The 16,539-nt window shown below is 45.7% G+C and carries 14 protein-coding genes; 2 read left to right on the top strand and 12 right to left on the bottom strand.

Annotated elements, in window-relative coordinates:
- Positions 1-96 precede the first annotated feature (96 nt).
- Positions 97-1,503, bottom strand: a complete 1,407-nt coding sequence (locus M1E06_RS04350; protein WP_128823028.1) for a YfcC family protein — start codon at positions 1,501-1,503, stop codon at positions 97-99.
- 242 nt (positions 1,504-1,745) lie between these two features.
- Between M1E06_RS04350 and M1E06_RS04345 the strand changes: the two genes are divergently transcribed.
- Both M1E06_RS04345 and M1E06_RS04340 read left to right on the top strand, forming a co-directional pair.
- Positions 1,746-2,792 carry an anthranilate phosphoribosyltransferase gene (locus tag M1E06_RS04345; protein ID WP_025809821.1) on the top strand — a complete coding sequence of 349 codons (1,047 nt, stop codon included), beginning with the start codon at positions 1,746-1,748 and terminating at the stop codon, positions 2,790-2,792.
- Positions 2,793-2,871: 79 nt separating this feature from the next.
- Complete coding sequence (locus M1E06_RS04340) at positions 2,872-3,693, top strand: endonuclease I family protein (RefSeq protein WP_020452859.1); 822 nt, start codon at positions 2,872-2,874, stop codon at positions 3,691-3,693.
- A 126-nt stretch (positions 3,694-3,819) separates the two neighbouring features.
- On the opposite strand, the gene M1E06_RS04335 is transcribed toward M1E06_RS04340, so the two are convergent.
- From M1E06_RS04335 to M1E06_RS04285, 11 genes are all read right to left on the bottom strand, one after another.
- Positions 3,820-4,659, bottom strand: a complete 840-nt coding sequence (locus M1E06_RS04335; RefSeq protein WP_023856203.1) for an FAD binding domain-containing protein — start codon at positions 4,657-4,659, stop codon at positions 3,820-3,822.
- A 221-nt stretch (positions 4,660-4,880) separates the two neighbouring features.
- Positions 4,881-6,002, bottom strand: a complete 1,122-nt coding sequence (locus M1E06_RS04330) for an NAD(P)/FAD-dependent oxidoreductase (RefSeq protein WP_035337660.1) — start codon at positions 6,000-6,002, stop codon at positions 4,881-4,883.
- A gap of 64 nt (positions 6,003-6,066) precedes the next feature.
- A complete protein-coding gene (locus M1E06_RS04325; RefSeq protein ID WP_020452862.1) occupies positions 6,067-6,927 on the bottom strand; it encodes a DMT family transporter in 861 nt (286 codons plus the stop codon).
- Positions 6,928-6,957: 30 nt separating this feature from the next.
- Complete coding sequence (locus M1E06_RS04320; RefSeq protein WP_023856206.1) at positions 6,958-7,341, bottom strand: hypothetical protein; 384 nt, start codon at positions 7,339-7,341, stop codon at positions 6,958-6,960.
- Between the two features lie 624 nt (positions 7,342-7,965).
- Entirely contained in the window at positions 7,966-9,087 is a 1,122-nt protein-coding gene (locus tag M1E06_RS04315) for a Rap family tetratricopeptide repeat protein (protein WP_020452864.1), read from the bottom strand.
- Between the two features lie 1,088 nt (positions 9,088-10,175).
- Positions 10,176-11,573 carry a Fe-S cluster assembly protein SufB gene (gene sufB, locus M1E06_RS04310; RefSeq protein ID WP_035337663.1) on the bottom strand — a complete coding sequence of 466 codons (1,398 nt, stop codon included), beginning with the start codon at positions 11,571-11,573 and terminating at the stop codon, positions 10,176-10,178.
- An 18-nt stretch (positions 11,574-11,591) separates the two neighbouring features.
- Positions 11,592-12,038 (bottom strand): Fe-S cluster assembly sulfur transfer protein SufU, encoded by a 447-nt coding sequence (gene sufU / locus M1E06_RS04305; RefSeq protein ID WP_020452866.1) that lies wholly within the window; start codon positions 12,036-12,038, stop codon positions 11,592-11,594.
- Entirely contained in the window at positions 12,028-13,248 is a 1,221-nt protein-coding gene (gene sufS, locus M1E06_RS04300) for a cysteine desulfurase SufS (protein ID WP_020452867.1), read from the bottom strand. The genes sufU and sufS overlap by 11 nt, the downstream gene beginning before the upstream one ends.
- Positions 13,248-14,561, bottom strand: coding sequence for a Fe-S cluster assembly protein SufD (gene sufD / locus M1E06_RS04295; protein WP_020452868.1), 1,314 nt, complete (start codon positions 14,559-14,561; stop codon positions 13,248-13,250). Before sufD ends, sufS begins: the two co-directional genes overlap by 1 nt.
- Positions 14,562-14,578: 17 nt before the next feature.
- Positions 14,579-15,364, bottom strand: coding sequence for a Fe-S cluster assembly ATPase SufC (sufC, locus tag M1E06_RS04290; RefSeq protein ID WP_020452869.1), 786 nt, complete (start codon positions 15,362-15,364; stop codon positions 14,579-14,581).
- 222 nt (positions 15,365-15,586) lie between these two features.
- Positions 15,587-16,522 carry a cation diffusion facilitator family transporter gene (locus M1E06_RS04285; protein ID WP_020452870.1) on the bottom strand — a complete coding sequence of 312 codons (936 nt, stop codon included), beginning with the start codon at positions 16,520-16,522 and terminating at the stop codon, positions 15,587-15,589.
- Positions 16,523-16,539: the final 17 nt, after the last annotated feature.

Genomic DNA, 16,539 nt, shown 5'->3' with positions numbered 1-16,539 from the left:
TCAAAGTCTAGTTTTTTCATATTTATGCATATTTTTTCTTCTGAAGGAATGATGGGAAATTAAAAAAGCGGAGGATTCCCCCGCCTTTTTATCCATTTACGACCAGCCGACAGCGTTAGCAAACATCAGGAAAAGCACGGCCGCTCCCATCCAGAGGCAAAACAGCGGAAGGATGAATCGCAGCCACTTGTTCCAGGCAATCCGGCTGATCGCAAGCGTCGCCATAAAGTAACCCGATGTCGGAAAGACGATGTTTGAAAAACCGTCGCCGAATTGGAAAGCCAGAATCGCCGTCTGCCGCGTAATTCCGACAATATCAGCCAAAGGCGCCATAATCGGCATCATTATTAAAGCCTGTCCGCTTCCGCTTGGAACAAAAAAGTTAAACAGCATCTGTGTGAAAAGCATCGCCGTAACCGTTAAATAAGAAGGAAGCTGTGAGACCGCATGAGACAAGCCGTAAACAATCGTATCCATGATCTGTCCGTCGGCCATAACGACCGCAGCAGCTCTTGCAATGCCGCAAATCATCGCCCCGACGAGCACTTCTTTAAAGCCCTCATTAAAGGACTCGGCAATGTCTCTCGAGCTCATGCCGGCAATGTAAGCAGGAATGATGCCGAGCGCGAGGAAATAGCCCGCCATTGTCAGCATATCCCACCTGAAATAAATGACACAGCCAATCAAGCCGGCAAACAACCCAAGCGCCGCGATACCGGCCCATTTCACCCGTCTGCCTGCTTTAAAAGCAGGCACCGCTTCTACTGCTTCTTTCCCCGTCAGGCTTTTTTCAGGATGCGCCCTGACCTTTTCCGCATATTTGAGCACATATACAGCGGCAATCGCCGTAATGACAACAAAGATGACCGCCCTGTACCCCATCCCTGAATAAAGCGGGAGACCGGAAATCATTTGTGAGGTTCCTACGGTAAAAGGGTTTGTCAAAGCGCTCGTAAAGCCGGCGATCGTCCCGCACAACGCAATTGCTGCTGCTGTCATCCGGTCATATCCGAAAGACAGCAGCAGAGGAAGAATGACAGGGACGTAAACGATGGAAAGCTCAGGCGTCCCGATAAAACAGGAAATGCCGGAAAAAACGAATATTAAAACAGGTGTAACGAAAACCGGTTTGTTCCTGAACTGATCCGCCAGCAGACGGACACCGAGCTCAATGACAGACGCTTTCCGCAGAACGGCAAAAGCGCCGCCAATCACAAATGTAAACACGATAATCGGAGCCGCTTCTGTCATCCCTTTCGGAACAGCCGTAAGCAATCCCAAGATATCAACCGGCGTCTGTTCGATCCGTTTGTAGGACGCCGGATCAATCATTTCCCTGCCGTCCGGACTCTCCACCCGTTCATATTCGCCTGCCGGAATCACATATGTCATAAGCGCCATTAGACCAATCATGACAGCCAGAATGACATAAATATGCGGAAATTCCTTTTTGCGTTTTTCATTCTTGTTCACGTCTTCTGTTTTGTAAGCCGGCATTCCCATTTTTGATCATCCCCTTTTCCATGTTAACTTTTTTAACATATTAAATGATTACAGCATTAATCGCATTGAAAAACCCTCTAAATTTCAGCATGTTTTCAGTTAAAATACCTAAATCTACACGGCCAATCCAGAAAATCGTCATATTTTCTATCAAGTATTAAGCCGACAATCTCGACTGTTCCTTTTCTGCATTTTCATGTAAAGTCATAAGAAAGATCAGCATGTAAAGGAGAGAGTTCACATTGCAACAGTGGATTAAAGAAGTCGCAAGAGGAAAAAGGGGCGCCCGCGATTTAACTTACGAAGAGGCCAAGCAGGCTGCAGAAGCGATCGTTACGGGAAATGCCAGCCCCGTCCAGACCGCCGCATTCTTAATAGCGGAGCGGATGAAAACAGAGTCCCCTGAGGAATTGCTCGCGTTTACCGAAGCATTGCGGAACAGCTCGAAAACATTGAACCTTTCCAAAGCTGTAAAAGATGCGGTCATCGATTTTGCGGGACCTTACACAGGAAGACATTCTTTTTTAGCAACCATTCCCGTCTCGCTCCTTCTCGCAGGAAACGGAGTCCCCGTGTTTCTCCACGGCAGTGATGCATTGCCGCCCAAATATGGAACGAGTGTAAAAAATGTCCTGGACAAACTCGGAATCCCCTCTGAGACTGATCCTGCGCAAACGGCACACTCACTGGAAGAGGCCTCAATCGGATTCGCATCCGCCGAAACATTTTGCAAACCGTTTGTTCGGATGAGGAAAATTCGCGAAGAGATCGGCGTCCGCACCGTGCTGAATACAGCTGAAAAACTGGTCAACTTCTCTGATGCCGACAAGCTCATGATGGGCGCGTTTCACCGGACGGCCATTCAGAAAATGCATCCCGTTTTTCAGCACTTGACGTACAAAGAAGTGTTCATTGTCCAGGGGGTGGAAGGCTCGGAAGACGTACCGGTCCACAGAGGCAGCTTTGTGTTTACGATAAAAAACGGCGTGATCGATTCCTTTATATTAAAGCCGGAAAAATTCGGGCTTTACGCAGATGAAGCAAAGCTCAACAAACCGCTGTCTGCTGAGGAACAGGCGGAAAAAATAACGGCCGTTCTCGCCGGAGATGAATCGGCCGATACCGAATACGAAAGAAAACAAGTCATCATGAATACCGCATTGCGCTATTATTTGTTCGGACACTGCGCGGCCATTGAAGAAGGCGTCCGAACGGCGGAAAAACAGCTGAAAGAAAAAGCCGGCCTGGAAGCCCTCGAGAGGTGGAAAGCTTCATTTACAAGACCGTAAGAAAACCGTAACCAAAATGATATTTCCTTTTCATGAAAAGATTGGATAATGGAAGAAATGAAAAGGAGGGAATCGAAAGATGAACCGAAAGTGTCTCATACCGTTTATTTTGATGCTGTCAGCGATGTGCGCGCCCACTCAAAACGCAGAAGCCTTCCAGTTGTTTTCCTTACACGTCCAGCCCCATCAGTCCTCGGCTCCGGCGGATTACTATGAACAGGCGCAAGGCAAAACAGGCGAAGCTTTAAAACAAGCGCTTCACGACACAATCGACGATCATAGAGAGCTTTCTTACAGCGAGGTATGGGAAGCGCTGAAAGCAACGGACGAAGATCCGGCCAATCGAAATAACGTGATTCTCTTATATTCCAGAGAGTCGCGCTCTAAACAGGCGAACGGGGGGCAAACTGGCGATTGGAACCGCGAGCACGTATGGGCAAAATCGCACGGTGATTTCGGAACAAGCAAAGGACCCGGAACAGATTTGCATCATCTCAGGCCCAGCGATGTGCAAGTAAACGCCGCCCGCGGAAACCTTGATTTCGACGAAGGCGGCAGCCCCTATCCCGGTTCTCCCGGAAACCGCTATGACGGCGATTCCTGGGAACCTGACAAAAGCATTAAAGGCGATGTCGCCAGAATGATTTTCTATATGGCGGTCCGCTATGAAGGGGACGACGGCCAGCCGGATCTTGAAATGAACGACACAACGAACAACGGATCTAAACCGTACCATGGAAAAATGTCGGTTTTATTGAAATGGCACCATGAAGATCCTGTCGATGCCCTTGAAAGAAAGCGGAACGACATCATCTATCAGCAATACCAGCATAACCGCAATCCATTCATTGATCACCCTGAATGGGCGGAGGATATTTGGGGCTCAGGGGTTCTGAATTGAACAAAAAAAGCGCCTGCCCGGCGCTCTTTTTTTAAACCTCTCTTTTTTTGTTCAGCACACCGATTTTAGGGCCAGTTCAAATTCATGGTATCCCGCGCGCCTGCAAATATTGGATTCAAGCGCTTGTCAAAACGTCTCCTTTTTCAGCATGTCGAGAATGTCAAACAGCGTATGTTTGATGACAAATTTGCGATACTCAGCGGAACCCTGCGCATCGTCCAAAACAGGGCCGGGAAAGCGGCTGATCGCCTTTTCCACCCTTTGATCTACAGGGAGCGATTCGTCATTCAACGCAGATTCCACTTCTGATGAACGAAACGGAAAAGGGCAGACACCGCTAAATGCACAGCGGACGCGTCCGTCTATTTCAAGAGCTGAAATCGTCGCCAAAGGATATCCCGTATCCCATTGCTGCCTCACTTTTATGCTTGCAAAAGGCTGATGAAGATAGCGTTCTTCAATCAAAAGGAAAATAAGGATTTCTCCCTTGTTCAGCTTCAGCTGCTGATCGAATACGTCGTGAATCAAATAGCGCTTTTCCCCCTTGTCTCCGATCGTCACCACTTTGCTGTCGGTTAATAAAAAAGGCAGCACTGCTTCGCGGTAAAAGATCTGCCCGCAAATATTACCGCCAAGCGTAATCTTATTGCGCGCCGTATGGTCGGCCACTTCCCTTACCGCTTTGCTCAACAATGGAAAGCCGCCGTTTTCCGTGATCTCTGTCAATGTTAATGCTGAGCCTAAAGCGAGGTGGCGCCGTTCAAATTGCAGAGTTCTGCACTCAGGTATGTCTTTAATATCGATAACGGCATTTGGATGAATCACACTCAGCCGTCCTGGTATCAAATGTTCTGTTCCGCCGGAAAAATAAGCCGGCTTTTTGCCCTTGCGCTCCAAGCTTTGAAAGAGCTTTACCGCTTCCTGCGCAGATTGGGGCCTGTAATACTCAAAGTCAAACTGGATCATGGCGACCCTCCTTTTACTTTCCAAATTTGTTCGGGAATCAGAGGCGGCCGATTGAACCGAACACCTGCCGTTCAAAAAAACCGGCATGCACTACGAAGAAAGTCAGATGGTTTTCTCAAAATTTTCCTCCATGGATTTATATTGAAAAATTTTCTATTTTAAAACTGTAAACAAGAAAAAAGTTCACTCTAGCTTCGAGTGAACTTTTTTTGCAACATGATTCAACTTTCAAGCGCGCCGGCCGGATCATATAAAGCGATATCAAGCTCAGGCTCCTCTCCCAAGGCGAGCCTTGCCAATTCCGCCCCAAGGTAAGGACCTGACGTGAGCCCTGAAGCGCCAAGGCCGTTGGCAACAAGCAGCCCGCAAATGTTCGGCAATGAGCCGATCACGGGGAGAAAACCTGGTGTAAACGGCCTGAATCCTACACGCGTCTCAAGCAGCTCACTCAATTCCAAACCCGGCGCAACAGCAAGCGCCTTTGAGAAAATTTCGTGAAGGCCGCCAGCCGTTACCCGAAGATCATCAAGCTCCGCTTCATTTTCGTGAGTAGCGCCGGCAACGATCCGGCCGTCTTCAAATGCCAATATGTATTGGTCATTCGGAGGCATCACAACAGGCCAGCTGCCGGTATCCGCCTCCGGAAGACGAAGATGAACAATCTGCGCTTTTTGGTGGCTGACTGAAAAACGCACGCCGAGCGGCTTCAAAAGCTCGTCCGCCCAAGCGCCCGCTGTGACCAGCACCTGATCAGCGTATATTTTTTTGTCCGCTGTGGAGATCCCTGTTACCCGGTTTCCTTCATAGAGCAATGAAGCGTTTCCGGCAACAACTGAAGCTCCGTATTTCTGTGCGGCATTCACAAGTGAGCGGCGGAGCAATTTTCCGTTTACGCGCGCGGCGCCGCTGATATGAACCGAGCCGTACCCCTCTGCCAAAGGCGGAAATAAACGCTTCGTTTCCTCATGGGATAAACGGGTGATCTCGCCGATTTCAGGGGCATCCTTGCGCCTGAGATGCGCCCGTTCTTCCATTTTCTCCAGCTTTCGCTCGTCTGTATGCAAGCTGATAGCGCCTGTCCGTTTATACCCCGTATCCGATTCTCCGTCAGCTTCAAGCTGCTTGATTAAATCGGCGTAGTACGCCGCTCCGCCTTTTGCAAGCTTGTACCATGCCTGGTTTCTGCGCTGCGAAAGCCAGGGGCAGACGATTCCCGCCGCGGCATCTGTAGCCCTTCCCCGCTCTCCGCGGTCAATCAAGGTCACTTCCGCGCCCTTTTTTGCAAGATGATAAGCGGCAGAAGCGCCGAGGACGCCCGCTCCGACTACAATAAAAGATTTCATGATTAACACCTTTTTCATTTCTGTTTATTTACAAATATAACGGATCACATCGATGGAACACAACCTAACCAACGGCTACCGATATCACGCCAAGCACCATAAAGACAGCCGCGACAATTCTAAGCCGTCCGAAACCTTCAGACAAAAGAACCGCCCCCATCACCGTTCCGATTAAAATGCTGATTTCCCGAACCGGTGCCACATAGCTGACCGGAGCAAATACCATGACACTCAGCGCCAAAATATAAGCCAAAGAGTTAAAAACCCCCACCCCGACAGCTTCCATCCGGTGATGCTTCCACTCAAAGCGGACTTCGCTCCAGCTTTTCGCGGCAAAAGGAGTCAATATGATCAGACGGCCGAGCGTATTGCAATAATCAAGCAGCAACGGCGGAATGAGAAACCGGCTGACCGCTGCTTTATCAAGGAGGGTATATGCGGCAATAATACCGCCGACCGCCAGCCCGTAAAGAACCGGTGTGAGCGAGCCTGATTCTTTTAACCGCTTGACTCCCCCTGTGAAAAAAAGAATGCTGATCACAATCAAAAGAATCCCTGTTATTGCGGGCAGCGTCAATGACTCGCCAAAAAAGGCGACCGCCAGCACGCAGGTGAGCAGCGGGCCAGTTCCTCTCGCAATAGGGTAGACGAGGGAAAGGTCGCCCTTTTTGTACCCTTTTTGAAGAACAAGAAAAAAGCCCAAGTGTGCAAGGATGCTCGCCATGATAATGGCAAGCTGCCAGATGCCGATCTCAGGCTTTTCATATATGACAACACCTATGGCCAACGGCGTGTAGACAACGGCTGCAATCGCTGTGAACAGCCAGATAAATGGAACGCCTCCATCGGCTTTTTTTGAAAGGTAGTTCCATGATGCATGGATAAATGCAGAACATAATAATACACAAAAACCCACGGCAGTCATTACACAGCCCTCCGTTCATCATAATGGAGCTCAATGTTTGATGACAATGTAGCGCTTCAATTCCCCATGCCATTTCTTTCCTTTAACAGCATCCACCCAGACGTCATACTTGCCCGGTTTCAGCTTTTTCGTCGGGAAGCTCACCCGAAAATGAGATTTTCCGCGTGTTAAATGAACATCTCGATAGATCAGGACAGTTCCTTTTTTATTGATCAGCCGGACAGCGATCATCGTTCCCGTAACAGGACTTTTTCCAGTGACAACGATCGAAGTGGCTGATTTCGTATATGTATTGGCATCCGTCCTGAATTTCACCGCGCCTTTGGAAGGCATAGCAAAGGCTTCTGTACTCCCGGCAAATGCGGCCAGCAAGAAAACAGCGGCTGTCAACACAGCCTTTTTCAACATTTTCACTGGTCATATCCTTTCTTATACAGTATGAATGTCACATGCTATACCCTTCATTATACATGACAATATGATCTAATAAAGATATTTTACAAGAAGATCCTGTTCTTCTTTTAATGGATAAATACTGTATAAGTGGGTGAAAGGAGGTGATTTAAATGTATGAAGCTAAGGTGAAAAGATTAAGACAGGTATACAAATTGTTGATGAAGATGGGTATTTTCATGATGATCTTTTTCTTGCAGGCAGCCTTGTGGAAATACTCGTCGATCGAATAGCAGCCCGATTTTTTTAACAAATTTGCTTTTGCCTGGAACACAAGGCGCGCTTCATTTTATACCCATTAAATGACAATATATTAAAGAAAAAAGTAATTTAATAATGTATTGCTAGTTCAAGTCGTGAATTCCAATAAAATAAAGCCCTTCTAGCAAAATGAGAAGGGCTGTTTTGACATGCTAATTTGCTGGAATGCGCACTGAATTTATATCAAAATTATTACATCAATAATCAGAGAGTGCTTAGGATTGTAGTCTATCAGCGACTTTAAATGTAGCGTTATCTGATTGTGCAACAGAAACACCTACTATACCTATAGTCCCTATAAACAAAACAACACAAAGCAATATTTTAGCCTTCATTTGCTATCCCACTCCTTTGAATTTGTCGTCTCGCATCATATGCAATACGGTAGAACTCAAGAGCGTCGTAAATCTTTTCTCTTTTCGTTAAAGCTTCAGCCACTATAACCCCGTAATCTTCCATATCTGCATACATGCCATTTTCCCTGAAAAACTTGAATGAATCTCTGATTAAATCTAAATCGAACGATAGGTATAACCCTTTAATCATTTCCAGCTTTGCAAGGATATCAAAATTCCTATTATTCTCAGCTACTTCCTTCCCTTCAAGGTATGCGTCTTCTGCGTTACCCAATTTACGAAGTTTTGCCATAACATAGGACAAATTAAACAGTGTTTTAGGCAAGAAACTCAGATATCCATCCCTATATAGATTCAGGGCTTCCTTCAAATGATTGGATGACTTTTCAAGTTCTTCAAGCTGATTATAACATATTCCGAGATTCAAATGCGATGAGCCAATTAAATGATCAGCACCGAGATTATTGGATTCCTCAAGCGCTTTATGTAAATTGACTAAGGCTTTTTCTGGATACATTTTGTCAATTAAATTCCCTGTAAGAATAAACTGACATTGAACTCTTCTCTCCCCATAAGTGTCATATTTTTTATATATGTTATATGCACGGTTCGCGTAATTCATCGAAAAGAATGTTTGTTTCATATGATAGTAAACTTCTGATGCCTTGAAATAAAATTCTGCTTTTTCCAACTCATCACAATCAAAAGAATCAAGCTGTTTCTCGGCATTCCTGTAAAAATTCAACGCAAGTATCAATTCTTTTTGTCTGAAATGATACATACCTGCGAAGAATTGATAGTAATATTCCAACATTCCTTCAAGGCTGTTCTGATCTCGAATTTTTTTGAACTCATCAAATCGACTCGCTAAATTACCTCCAGCATCAGAATACATATAATCAAATTGAAGGTTGTGCCGAAACAACAATAAGTTATAATAGACAATCACATCTTGATTTTGCTCCATTTGTTCTAATTCTCTTTCAACTTCTTTCCTAGTATCTTCTGCCTTGCCAGGCCAATTGTTTTTTAGGGCGGTGTACCAAAAATTCATTTTCGTCGCAACCAAATCATATGGTATTACGCTCACTTATCCTCTTCCTTTCTCGTAAGATTATAATTTTTCAGAAATATCAGCAGGTTTTTCCTTTTTCTTCATAGTCATCATTTTACATAAAAGAATAATTTTTCACAACAACATTCTAAGAAATCTTTAAAAGTTAGAGGTTCTTTGACCTGATCAATTTGATTCATTTTTACTGTTGAATTTTAGGATTATAAAATTGGGATCAGAAAAGTTGTAGGATTATATATATCTGTTGGTATGATAAAAGGTAGTATAAAATGCGGTTTCTTTTGTTGAAACGTATCGTCACAGAATCGTTAAGAGAATATAAAATTGAGTCAGAGTTCTGACCGCACTTATCAAACCAGTGTTCCTCCGAACCGTATGATATTATAACTCAAAATTGAAACCGGCAAGCCGAAAAAAAAAACCGTAGATATACCCCCATCTTGTCAATAAAAATTGAAGACAGGCAATAGTTTATATCTACGGTGCACAAACACATAAAATGATGACGGGTAAACAAATCGAAATCTGCTATAACCGATGGACGACCCTACCACCTTGTTTAAAGTTGCTTAAAATAGTCTTAACCACAAATATTAGTCGCTCTGCTAATTAAGCTCCAAATCCGCGGAATAATTTGGTTTATCTTATTATAATCCGGACCTGCGACAACCACAATTTCCTAAAATCGATATTGATCAATTCTTAAATGCATAATCACAACTGTGTGATCATCGGTTAAGCAGGTAACTGCACGGGCATGATTCACTACATTTGAGTAGTAATACCTTAACTCATTTGCTATGCATTCCTTGTGTCGTGCAATGTCTGAATAACTGTTGATGTTGGCTGAATAATTGACCGATGGATAAGCCATTTAATTTTCCCCCTCAGAAAATTTCCGAAAGTTATTATTTTCCAGTCATCAATTATATGCCTACTGCAAGTTAATTGTTACTTCTAAGAAATAAGTTATTCTCCCTGTTGTTGAATAAAAAAAGCAGGGTTTCCCCTGCCAATCCCCACTGCTGTAGAGAGATCAAACAAATACTTAGAAAAAAAGAAGAAGACGAACTTCAAAAGTTCGCCTCAACATTTTTTATATATTAACCAATAGACCCTTCCATTTCGAACTTGATCAAACGGTTCATCTCAACCGCGTATTCCATCGGCAGTTCTTTCGTGAACGGCTCGATGAAGCCCATGACGATCATTTCTGTTGCTTCTTCTTCAGAAATGCCGCGGCTCATCAAGTAGAAGAGCTGCTCTTCAGATACTTTTGATACTTTCGCTTCGTGCTCCAATGAAATGTTGTCGTTCAAAATTTCATTGTATGGGATTGTATCAGAAGTTGATTTGTTGTCCATGATCAGCGTGTCGCATTCGATGTTTGAGCGGGCGCCTTCGGCTTTGCGTCCGAAGTGGACGATTCCGCGGTATGTGACTTTTCCGCCTTGTTTTGAGATCGATTTTGAAACGATTGTGGATGACGTATTTGGTGCAAGGTGAATCATTTTCGCACCGGCATCCTGATGCTGTCCTTTTCCTGCGAGAGCGATAGAAAGCGTCATGCCGCGCGCGCCTTCGCCTTTCAGGATAACGGCAGGATATTTCATTGTCAGCTTGGAGCCGATGTTTCCGTCGATCCATTCCATTGTCGCGTTTTCTTCACAGACCGCACGCTTTGTCACAAGGTTGAAGACGTTGTTCGCCCAGTTTTGAATCGTTGTATAACGGCAGTAGCCGCCTTTTTTAACGATGATCTCAACAACCGCGCTGTGAAGGGAGTTTGTTGTATAAACAGGTGCTGTACATCCCTCTACATAGTGAACGTGAGCGCCTTCGTCGACGATGATCAGCGTCCGTTCGAACTGTCCCATATTTTCTGAGTTGATGCGGAAGTATGCTTGCAGCGGAGTATCAACTTTTACGCCTTTTGGCACGTAGATGAATGATCCGCCGGACCATACCGCAGAGTTCAAGGCCGCAAACTTGTTGTCAGTCGGCGGAATGACTTTTGCCCAATGCTTGCGGAAAATGTCTTCATTTTCTTTGAGGGCGCTGTCTGTGTCTTTAAAGACGATCCCTTGAGACTCAAGATCTTCTTTCATGTTATGGTAAACGACTTCTGACTCATACTGCGCAGATACACCGGCCAAATATTTTTGCTCAGCTTCAGGGATTCCGAGCTTGTCAAATGTTTGTTTGATTTCCTCAGGAACTTCGTCCCATGATCTTTCTGAACGCTCAGAAGGCTTTACATAGTACGTGATTTCATCAAAGTTCAATGAGTTTAAATCTCCGCCCCATTGCGGCATTGGCATATTGTAGAAGTGTTCAAGAGATTTCAGGCGAAAGTCGAGCATCCACTCCGGCTCTTCTTTCATGCGTGAAATTTCTTCAACGATTTCTTTTGTCAATCCCCGCTCTGAACGGAAAATGGAAACGTCTTTGTCGGCAAAACCGTATTTATATTCGCCGATATCCGGCATTTTCTTAGCCATCCATTTTCACTCCAATCTTTATTCGTTATCGCTGTTTTCTTTGGAAACGCCTTTTTCAAGGGCTTTCCATGACAATGTTGCACATTTAATCCGGGCCGGAAATTTTGAAACGCCTTGCAGTGCTTCAATATCGCCTAAATCGATCGAATCGTCGTAGTCTTTGCCCTGCATCATATCTGAAAAGATCTGTGACATCTGAAGGGCGGTCTCCACGTCTTTCCCTTTGATCGCCTGTGTCATCATGGACGCAGAGGCCATTGAGATTGAGCATCCTTCGCCTTCAAATTTTGCATCTTCTACTTTACCGTCTGTTATCTTCATCGTCAGTCTGATTCGGTCACCGCATGTCGGGTTGTTCATATCAACAACGATGCTGTCATTTAAAACCCCTTTGTTTCTCGGGTTTTTGTAGTGATCCATTATCACCTGGCGATACAGTGTATCCAAGTTCACATTAAAAGACATTTGTGAAATACTCCTTTGTCTTCTGAAGAGCTTCAATCAGTTTGTCGATGTCTTCTTCCGTATTATACAGATAAAAGCTTGCTCTTGCAGTGGCGGAAACGTTCAGCCATTTCATCAAAGGCTGTGCGCAGTGATGACCGGCTCTGACGGCGACCCCTTCTGCATCAAGCACGGTTGCCACATCGTGCGGATGAACGTCTTCAAGGTTGAATGTCACGAGTCCTGCACGTTCGGCCGGACCATAGACAGTCGCGCCTTCAAGCTCTTTAAAGCGCTCCAGGGCGTAGGCCGCCAAACGGTGTTCATGCGCCAATATTTCGTCAAGTCCGATGTCTTCAAGGAAGTCAATCGCCGCTCCCAATCCGATCGCACCGGCAATGATCGGTGTGCCGGCTTCGAATTTCCAAGGCAGCTCCTTCCAAGTCGATTCGTAAAGACCGACAAAATCGATCATTTCTCCGCCGAATTCTGCGGGTTCCATGTTTTCAAGCAATGCTCTTTTTCCATACAATACCCCGACCCCGGTCGGACCACACATTTTGTGGGCTGAAAACGTGTAGAAATCGCAGTCCAAATCCTGGACGTCAATTTTCATGTGAGGCGTGCTTTGCGCACCGTCTACGACCATGACCGCGCCGTTGTCATGCGCGATTTTGGCTATTTCCTTAATCGGGTTGATCGTACCGAGAACGTTTGAAACATGCGCAGCCGAGACGATTTTTGTATTTTCCGTCACCGTTTCCCTGACATCGTCCAAGGAAATGGTTCCGTCTTCCTGAAGCGGAATGTACTTCAGCGTGGCGCCGGTTGCTTTGACAGCCTGCTGCCACGGAATAATATTCGCATGGTGCTCCATCGGTGTAATGACGATTTCATCACCAGGCTTGAGGTTTGCGCGGGCATAGCTGAGCGCAACCATATTCAGGGCCGTTGTCGTACCCCTTGTAAAAATAATTTCCTGCATAGACTTCGCGTTTATAAACTTCCTGACCTTCTCACGAGCTCCTTCATATCCATCCGTTGCTTTCGTTCCTAATGTATGAACGCCGCGATGGACATTGGAATTGTAAGAGTTGTAATACTCATCAAGCGTCTCGATGACAACGCGCGGCTTCTGCGAGGTTGCCGCGCTGTCCAAATAAACGAGATCGTGTCCGTTGACCTGTTGGCTGAGAATCGGAAACTGTTCGCGAATATCTTTGGCATTCATTATTTTACTTTCCTTTCAATCACAGAGACCAGCTGCTTCTTCACGCCTTCGATCGGAAGTTCATTGACAACCGGTGCGAGGAAGCCGTAAATGACGAGGCGCTCTGCTTCTTCTTTTGGAATTCCGCGGCTCATCAAATAGTAAAGCTGAACCGGATCGACGCGGCCGACGGATGCAGCGTGCCCTGCCGTTACATCGTCTTCATCGATTAACAGGATCGGGTTGGCGTCGCCGCGCGCTTTTTCACTCAGCATAAGAACGCGTGATTCCTGCTCTGCATTTGATTTTGACGCGCCGTGCTCGATTTTTCCGATACCGTTGAAGATCGAAGATGCGGAATCTTTCATAACGCCGTGTTTTAAAATATAGCCTTCTGAATGCTTTCCGTGATGAATGATTTGCGTTGTAAAGTTTTGAGTCTGTTCTCCTCTGCCGACGACAACCGTTTTCGTATCGCCGAATGTGCCGTCTCCATGCAGATTTGTCGTGTTTTCAGAAACGGTGTCTCCGTCATTCATCAAACCGAGCGCCCATTCAATTTTGCTGTCGCGTCCGAGTGCAGTTCCGCGGCGGCTGACATAAGCCGTCACCCCTGCGGAAAGGTTGTCGACCGCACCGTATTGCACGCGGGCATTCGCGCCTGTGATCACTTCTGACACGATGTTAAAGACCGCTTCCTTAGGGTTCACAGTGCTGATGTAGTTTTCTACATATGTGACTGCACTGTTGTCATCAGCAACAACAAGTACATGGTTGAAAAGCGTTGTATCATTGCTTTCATGGACATAAACAGCTTGCACAGGCGCTTCCAGTTCGACGTTTTTCGGAACATAAAGGAAGACTCCGCCGTTCAGGAGGGCTGCATGCAATGCCGTTAATTTATGCTCATCGACTTTAACGCCGTCTTTCATAAAGTATTTTTTGACTAGCTCGCCGTGTTCGCGGAACGCAGTATGAATATCTGTAAAGATGACGCCTTTATCCTGCAGCTCCTTTGAAAGAGAAAGGTAAGCCGGCGTCTGGTCTCTTTGGACATAAAGCGTTTTGTCTTCATTTCCAAGATCGATCAGCGATTTGACCTCATCTGAAAGATCATCCAAAGAATCAAGCGGTTTATTTTCTACAGTATGCTTATCAAACCGTGTAAAATTCCAATTTGTAATTTTCGTTTTATCAGGTTTCGGCAGCGGCAGATCTTTGGCTTTTTCAAGCGCTTCTAAGCGTAGATCTTGCAGCCATGCCGGTTCCTGGTGCTTCTCAGAGAAGCTTTTGACATATTCCCGATCTACAGATAGTTTTGTTTCCAATGTCATGTTTATCCCCCTAACGCTTACGCTTCTTGACCGACAGTTTCGTCTTCGATTCCAAGCTCATGCTTAATCCAGTCATATCCTTCAGCCTCAAGGCGCTGCGCCAGCTCAGGTCCGCCGGATTTCACAACGCGGCCCTGCATCATGACGTGCACGTGGTCAGGCGTAATGTAGTTCAAGAGGCGCTGATAGTGCGTGATGATCAGGCAGCCGAAGTCCTCGCCGCGCATTTTGTTGATTCCTTTTGAAACGACTTTAAGGGCGTCGATATCCAAACCTGAATCGATTTCGTCAAGAATCGCGATTTTCGGTTCGATCATCATCAGCTGAAGAATTTCGTTGCGTTTTTTCTCACCGCCTGAGAAACCTTCGTTCAGGTAGCGCTGCGCCATATCAGGGTCCATTTCAAGAAATTCCATGTTTTCGTCCATTTTGCGGATGAATTTCATTAAAGAAATCTCGTCGCCTTCTTCTCTGCGCGCGTTGATCGCTGAACGGAGAAAATCGGCGTTTGTAACACCGCTGATTTCACTCGGATACTGCATAGCCAAAAACAGGCCGGCCTGAGCGCGCTCGTCCACTTCCATTTCCAGAACGTCCTTGCCGTCAAGCGTGATGCTTCCTTTTGTTACTTCGTATTTAGGATGACCCATAATCGCCGCGGATAAAGTTGATTTACCCGTTCCGTTCGGTCCCATTACAGCGTGGAATTCCCCGCCTTTTATTTCAAGGTTTACACCTTTTAAAATCTCTTTTCCTTCAATCTCAACGTGAAGATCTTTGATTGTTAATGTCGAAGCAGCCATGAAATATACCTCCAATATATATAATCATCATTCTCAATTTATTCTCATTCTAATTTTATAACAAATGAAAAGTGAATACAACAATAGTCTTCCTATCTTTTCGTGTACATGTTCTCAAGTTTAACAAAAAACGTTTTGTTCTTAAAGAGATTGGGGTAAGAAAACTTCCCGGACGAGAGATGCGCACCTTGCAATCAACAAGCTATCGACAAACAGCGCGAATTACGAGCGGGAACGATTTGATCCCAGGCTGCACGATTCATGACGGGAACAGCGCTCCCCTTCTATTTGGACCGTCACATGCTCCACGTTGCATTCTTTCCTTAGATATTTTGATACTTGTTTTAAGATTCTATCCCTGTCACTGTTTTCGTCTGCCACGATATGGCAGCTTAATGACGGCATATCAGATGAGATCGACCAAATGTGGAGATCGTGAACCTCCTTTACTGACGGAATGGAAAGCAAGCCGTTTTTAAGCGCTTCCGCATCAATGTCTTTCGGTTTTCCTTCCATTAATATATGCACCGAGTCTTTCGTCACCCGCCACCCGCTGACAAGTACCAAAGCCGCGACGGCTGCGCTTGCGATTGGATCGGCGATATTCCAATTGAAGAATAGCATGAGGAGGCCTGCGATAATCGCGCCGAAAGATCCCAGCATATCGCCGATGACGTGCAATAAAGCGCTCCGCATGTTTAAATTCCCGCTTGTGTCGCCTTTCATTAATATCCAGGCTGCAGCAATGTTGATGAACAGACCAACCGTTGCAATTGCGAGCATGCCACTGCCGGCGACTTCCGGCGGGCTGAAAAAGCGGTTGTACGCTTCCCAAAAAATATAAAGTGAAATCAAAAGCAAGGTGATCCCATTGATAAACGCAGCCAAAATTTCAAAGCGCCTGTAGCCGAATGTTTTGCTCGCAGTTGCAGCCTTTTCCCCAATTTTAAACGCCAAGAGGCTGAATCCAAGCGCTGCAGCATCGCTGAGCATATGTCCCGCATCTGACAGCAAAGCGAGGCTGTTCGTCAATATCCCGCCTATCACTTCAATTATCATAAAAGTAAAAATCAAACCGAAGCTGATGAACAGCGCTTTTTGATTTGCTGATCGGCTGCCATGGTGGCTGTGACCTGTATGTCCGTGAGAATGAGCCATTTTAAATCCCCCTCTTA

The organism is Bacillus sp. AK124 (assembly GCF_053903085.1).
This window is presented reverse-complemented; position numbering and strand designations above follow the sequence as displayed.

What these genes read in the sequence shown, in the direction of transcription:
- M1E06_RS04350 (WP_128823028.1), bottom strand. Translation starts at nt 1,503, where the DNA reads ATGGGAATGCCGGCTTACAAAACAGAAGACGTGAACAAGAATGAAAAA.
- M1E06_RS04340 (WP_020452859.1), top strand. Translation starts at nt 2,872, where the DNA reads ATGAACCGAAAGTGTCTCATACCGTTTATTTTGATGCTGTCAGCGATG.
- M1E06_RS04335 (WP_023856203.1), bottom strand. Translation starts at nt 4,659, where the DNA reads ATGATCCAGTTTGACTTTGAGTATTACAGGCCCCAATCTGCGCAGGAA.
- M1E06_RS04330 (WP_035337660.1), bottom strand. Translation starts at nt 6,002, where the DNA reads ATGAAATCTTTTATTGTAGTCGGAGCGGGCGTCCTCGGCGCTTCTGCC.
- M1E06_RS04325 (WP_020452862.1), bottom strand. Translation starts at nt 6,927, where the DNA reads ATGACTGCCGTGGGTTTTTGTGTATTATTATGTTCTGCATTTATCCAT.
- sufB (WP_035337663.1), bottom strand. Translation starts at nt 11,573, where the DNA reads ATGGCTAAGAAAATGCCGGATATCGGCGAATATAAATACGGTTTTGCC.
- sufU (WP_020452866.1), bottom strand. Translation starts at nt 12,038, where the DNA reads ATGTCTTTTAATGTGAACTTGGATACACTGTATCGCCAGGTGATAATG.
- sufS (WP_020452867.1), bottom strand. Translation starts at nt 13,248, where the DNA reads ATGAATGCCAAAGATATTCGCGAACAGTTTCCGATTCTCAGCCAACAG.
- sufD (WP_020452868.1), bottom strand. Translation starts at nt 14,561, where the DNA reads ATGACATTGGAAACAAAACTATCTGTAGATCGGGAATATGTCAAAAGC.
- sufC (WP_020452869.1), bottom strand. Translation starts at nt 15,364, where the DNA reads ATGGCTGCTTCGACATTAACAATCAAAGATCTTCACGTTGAGATTGAA.
- M1E06_RS04285 (WP_020452870.1), bottom strand. Translation starts at nt 16,522, where the DNA reads ATGGCTCATTCTCACGGACATACAGGTCACAGCCACCATGGCAGCCGA.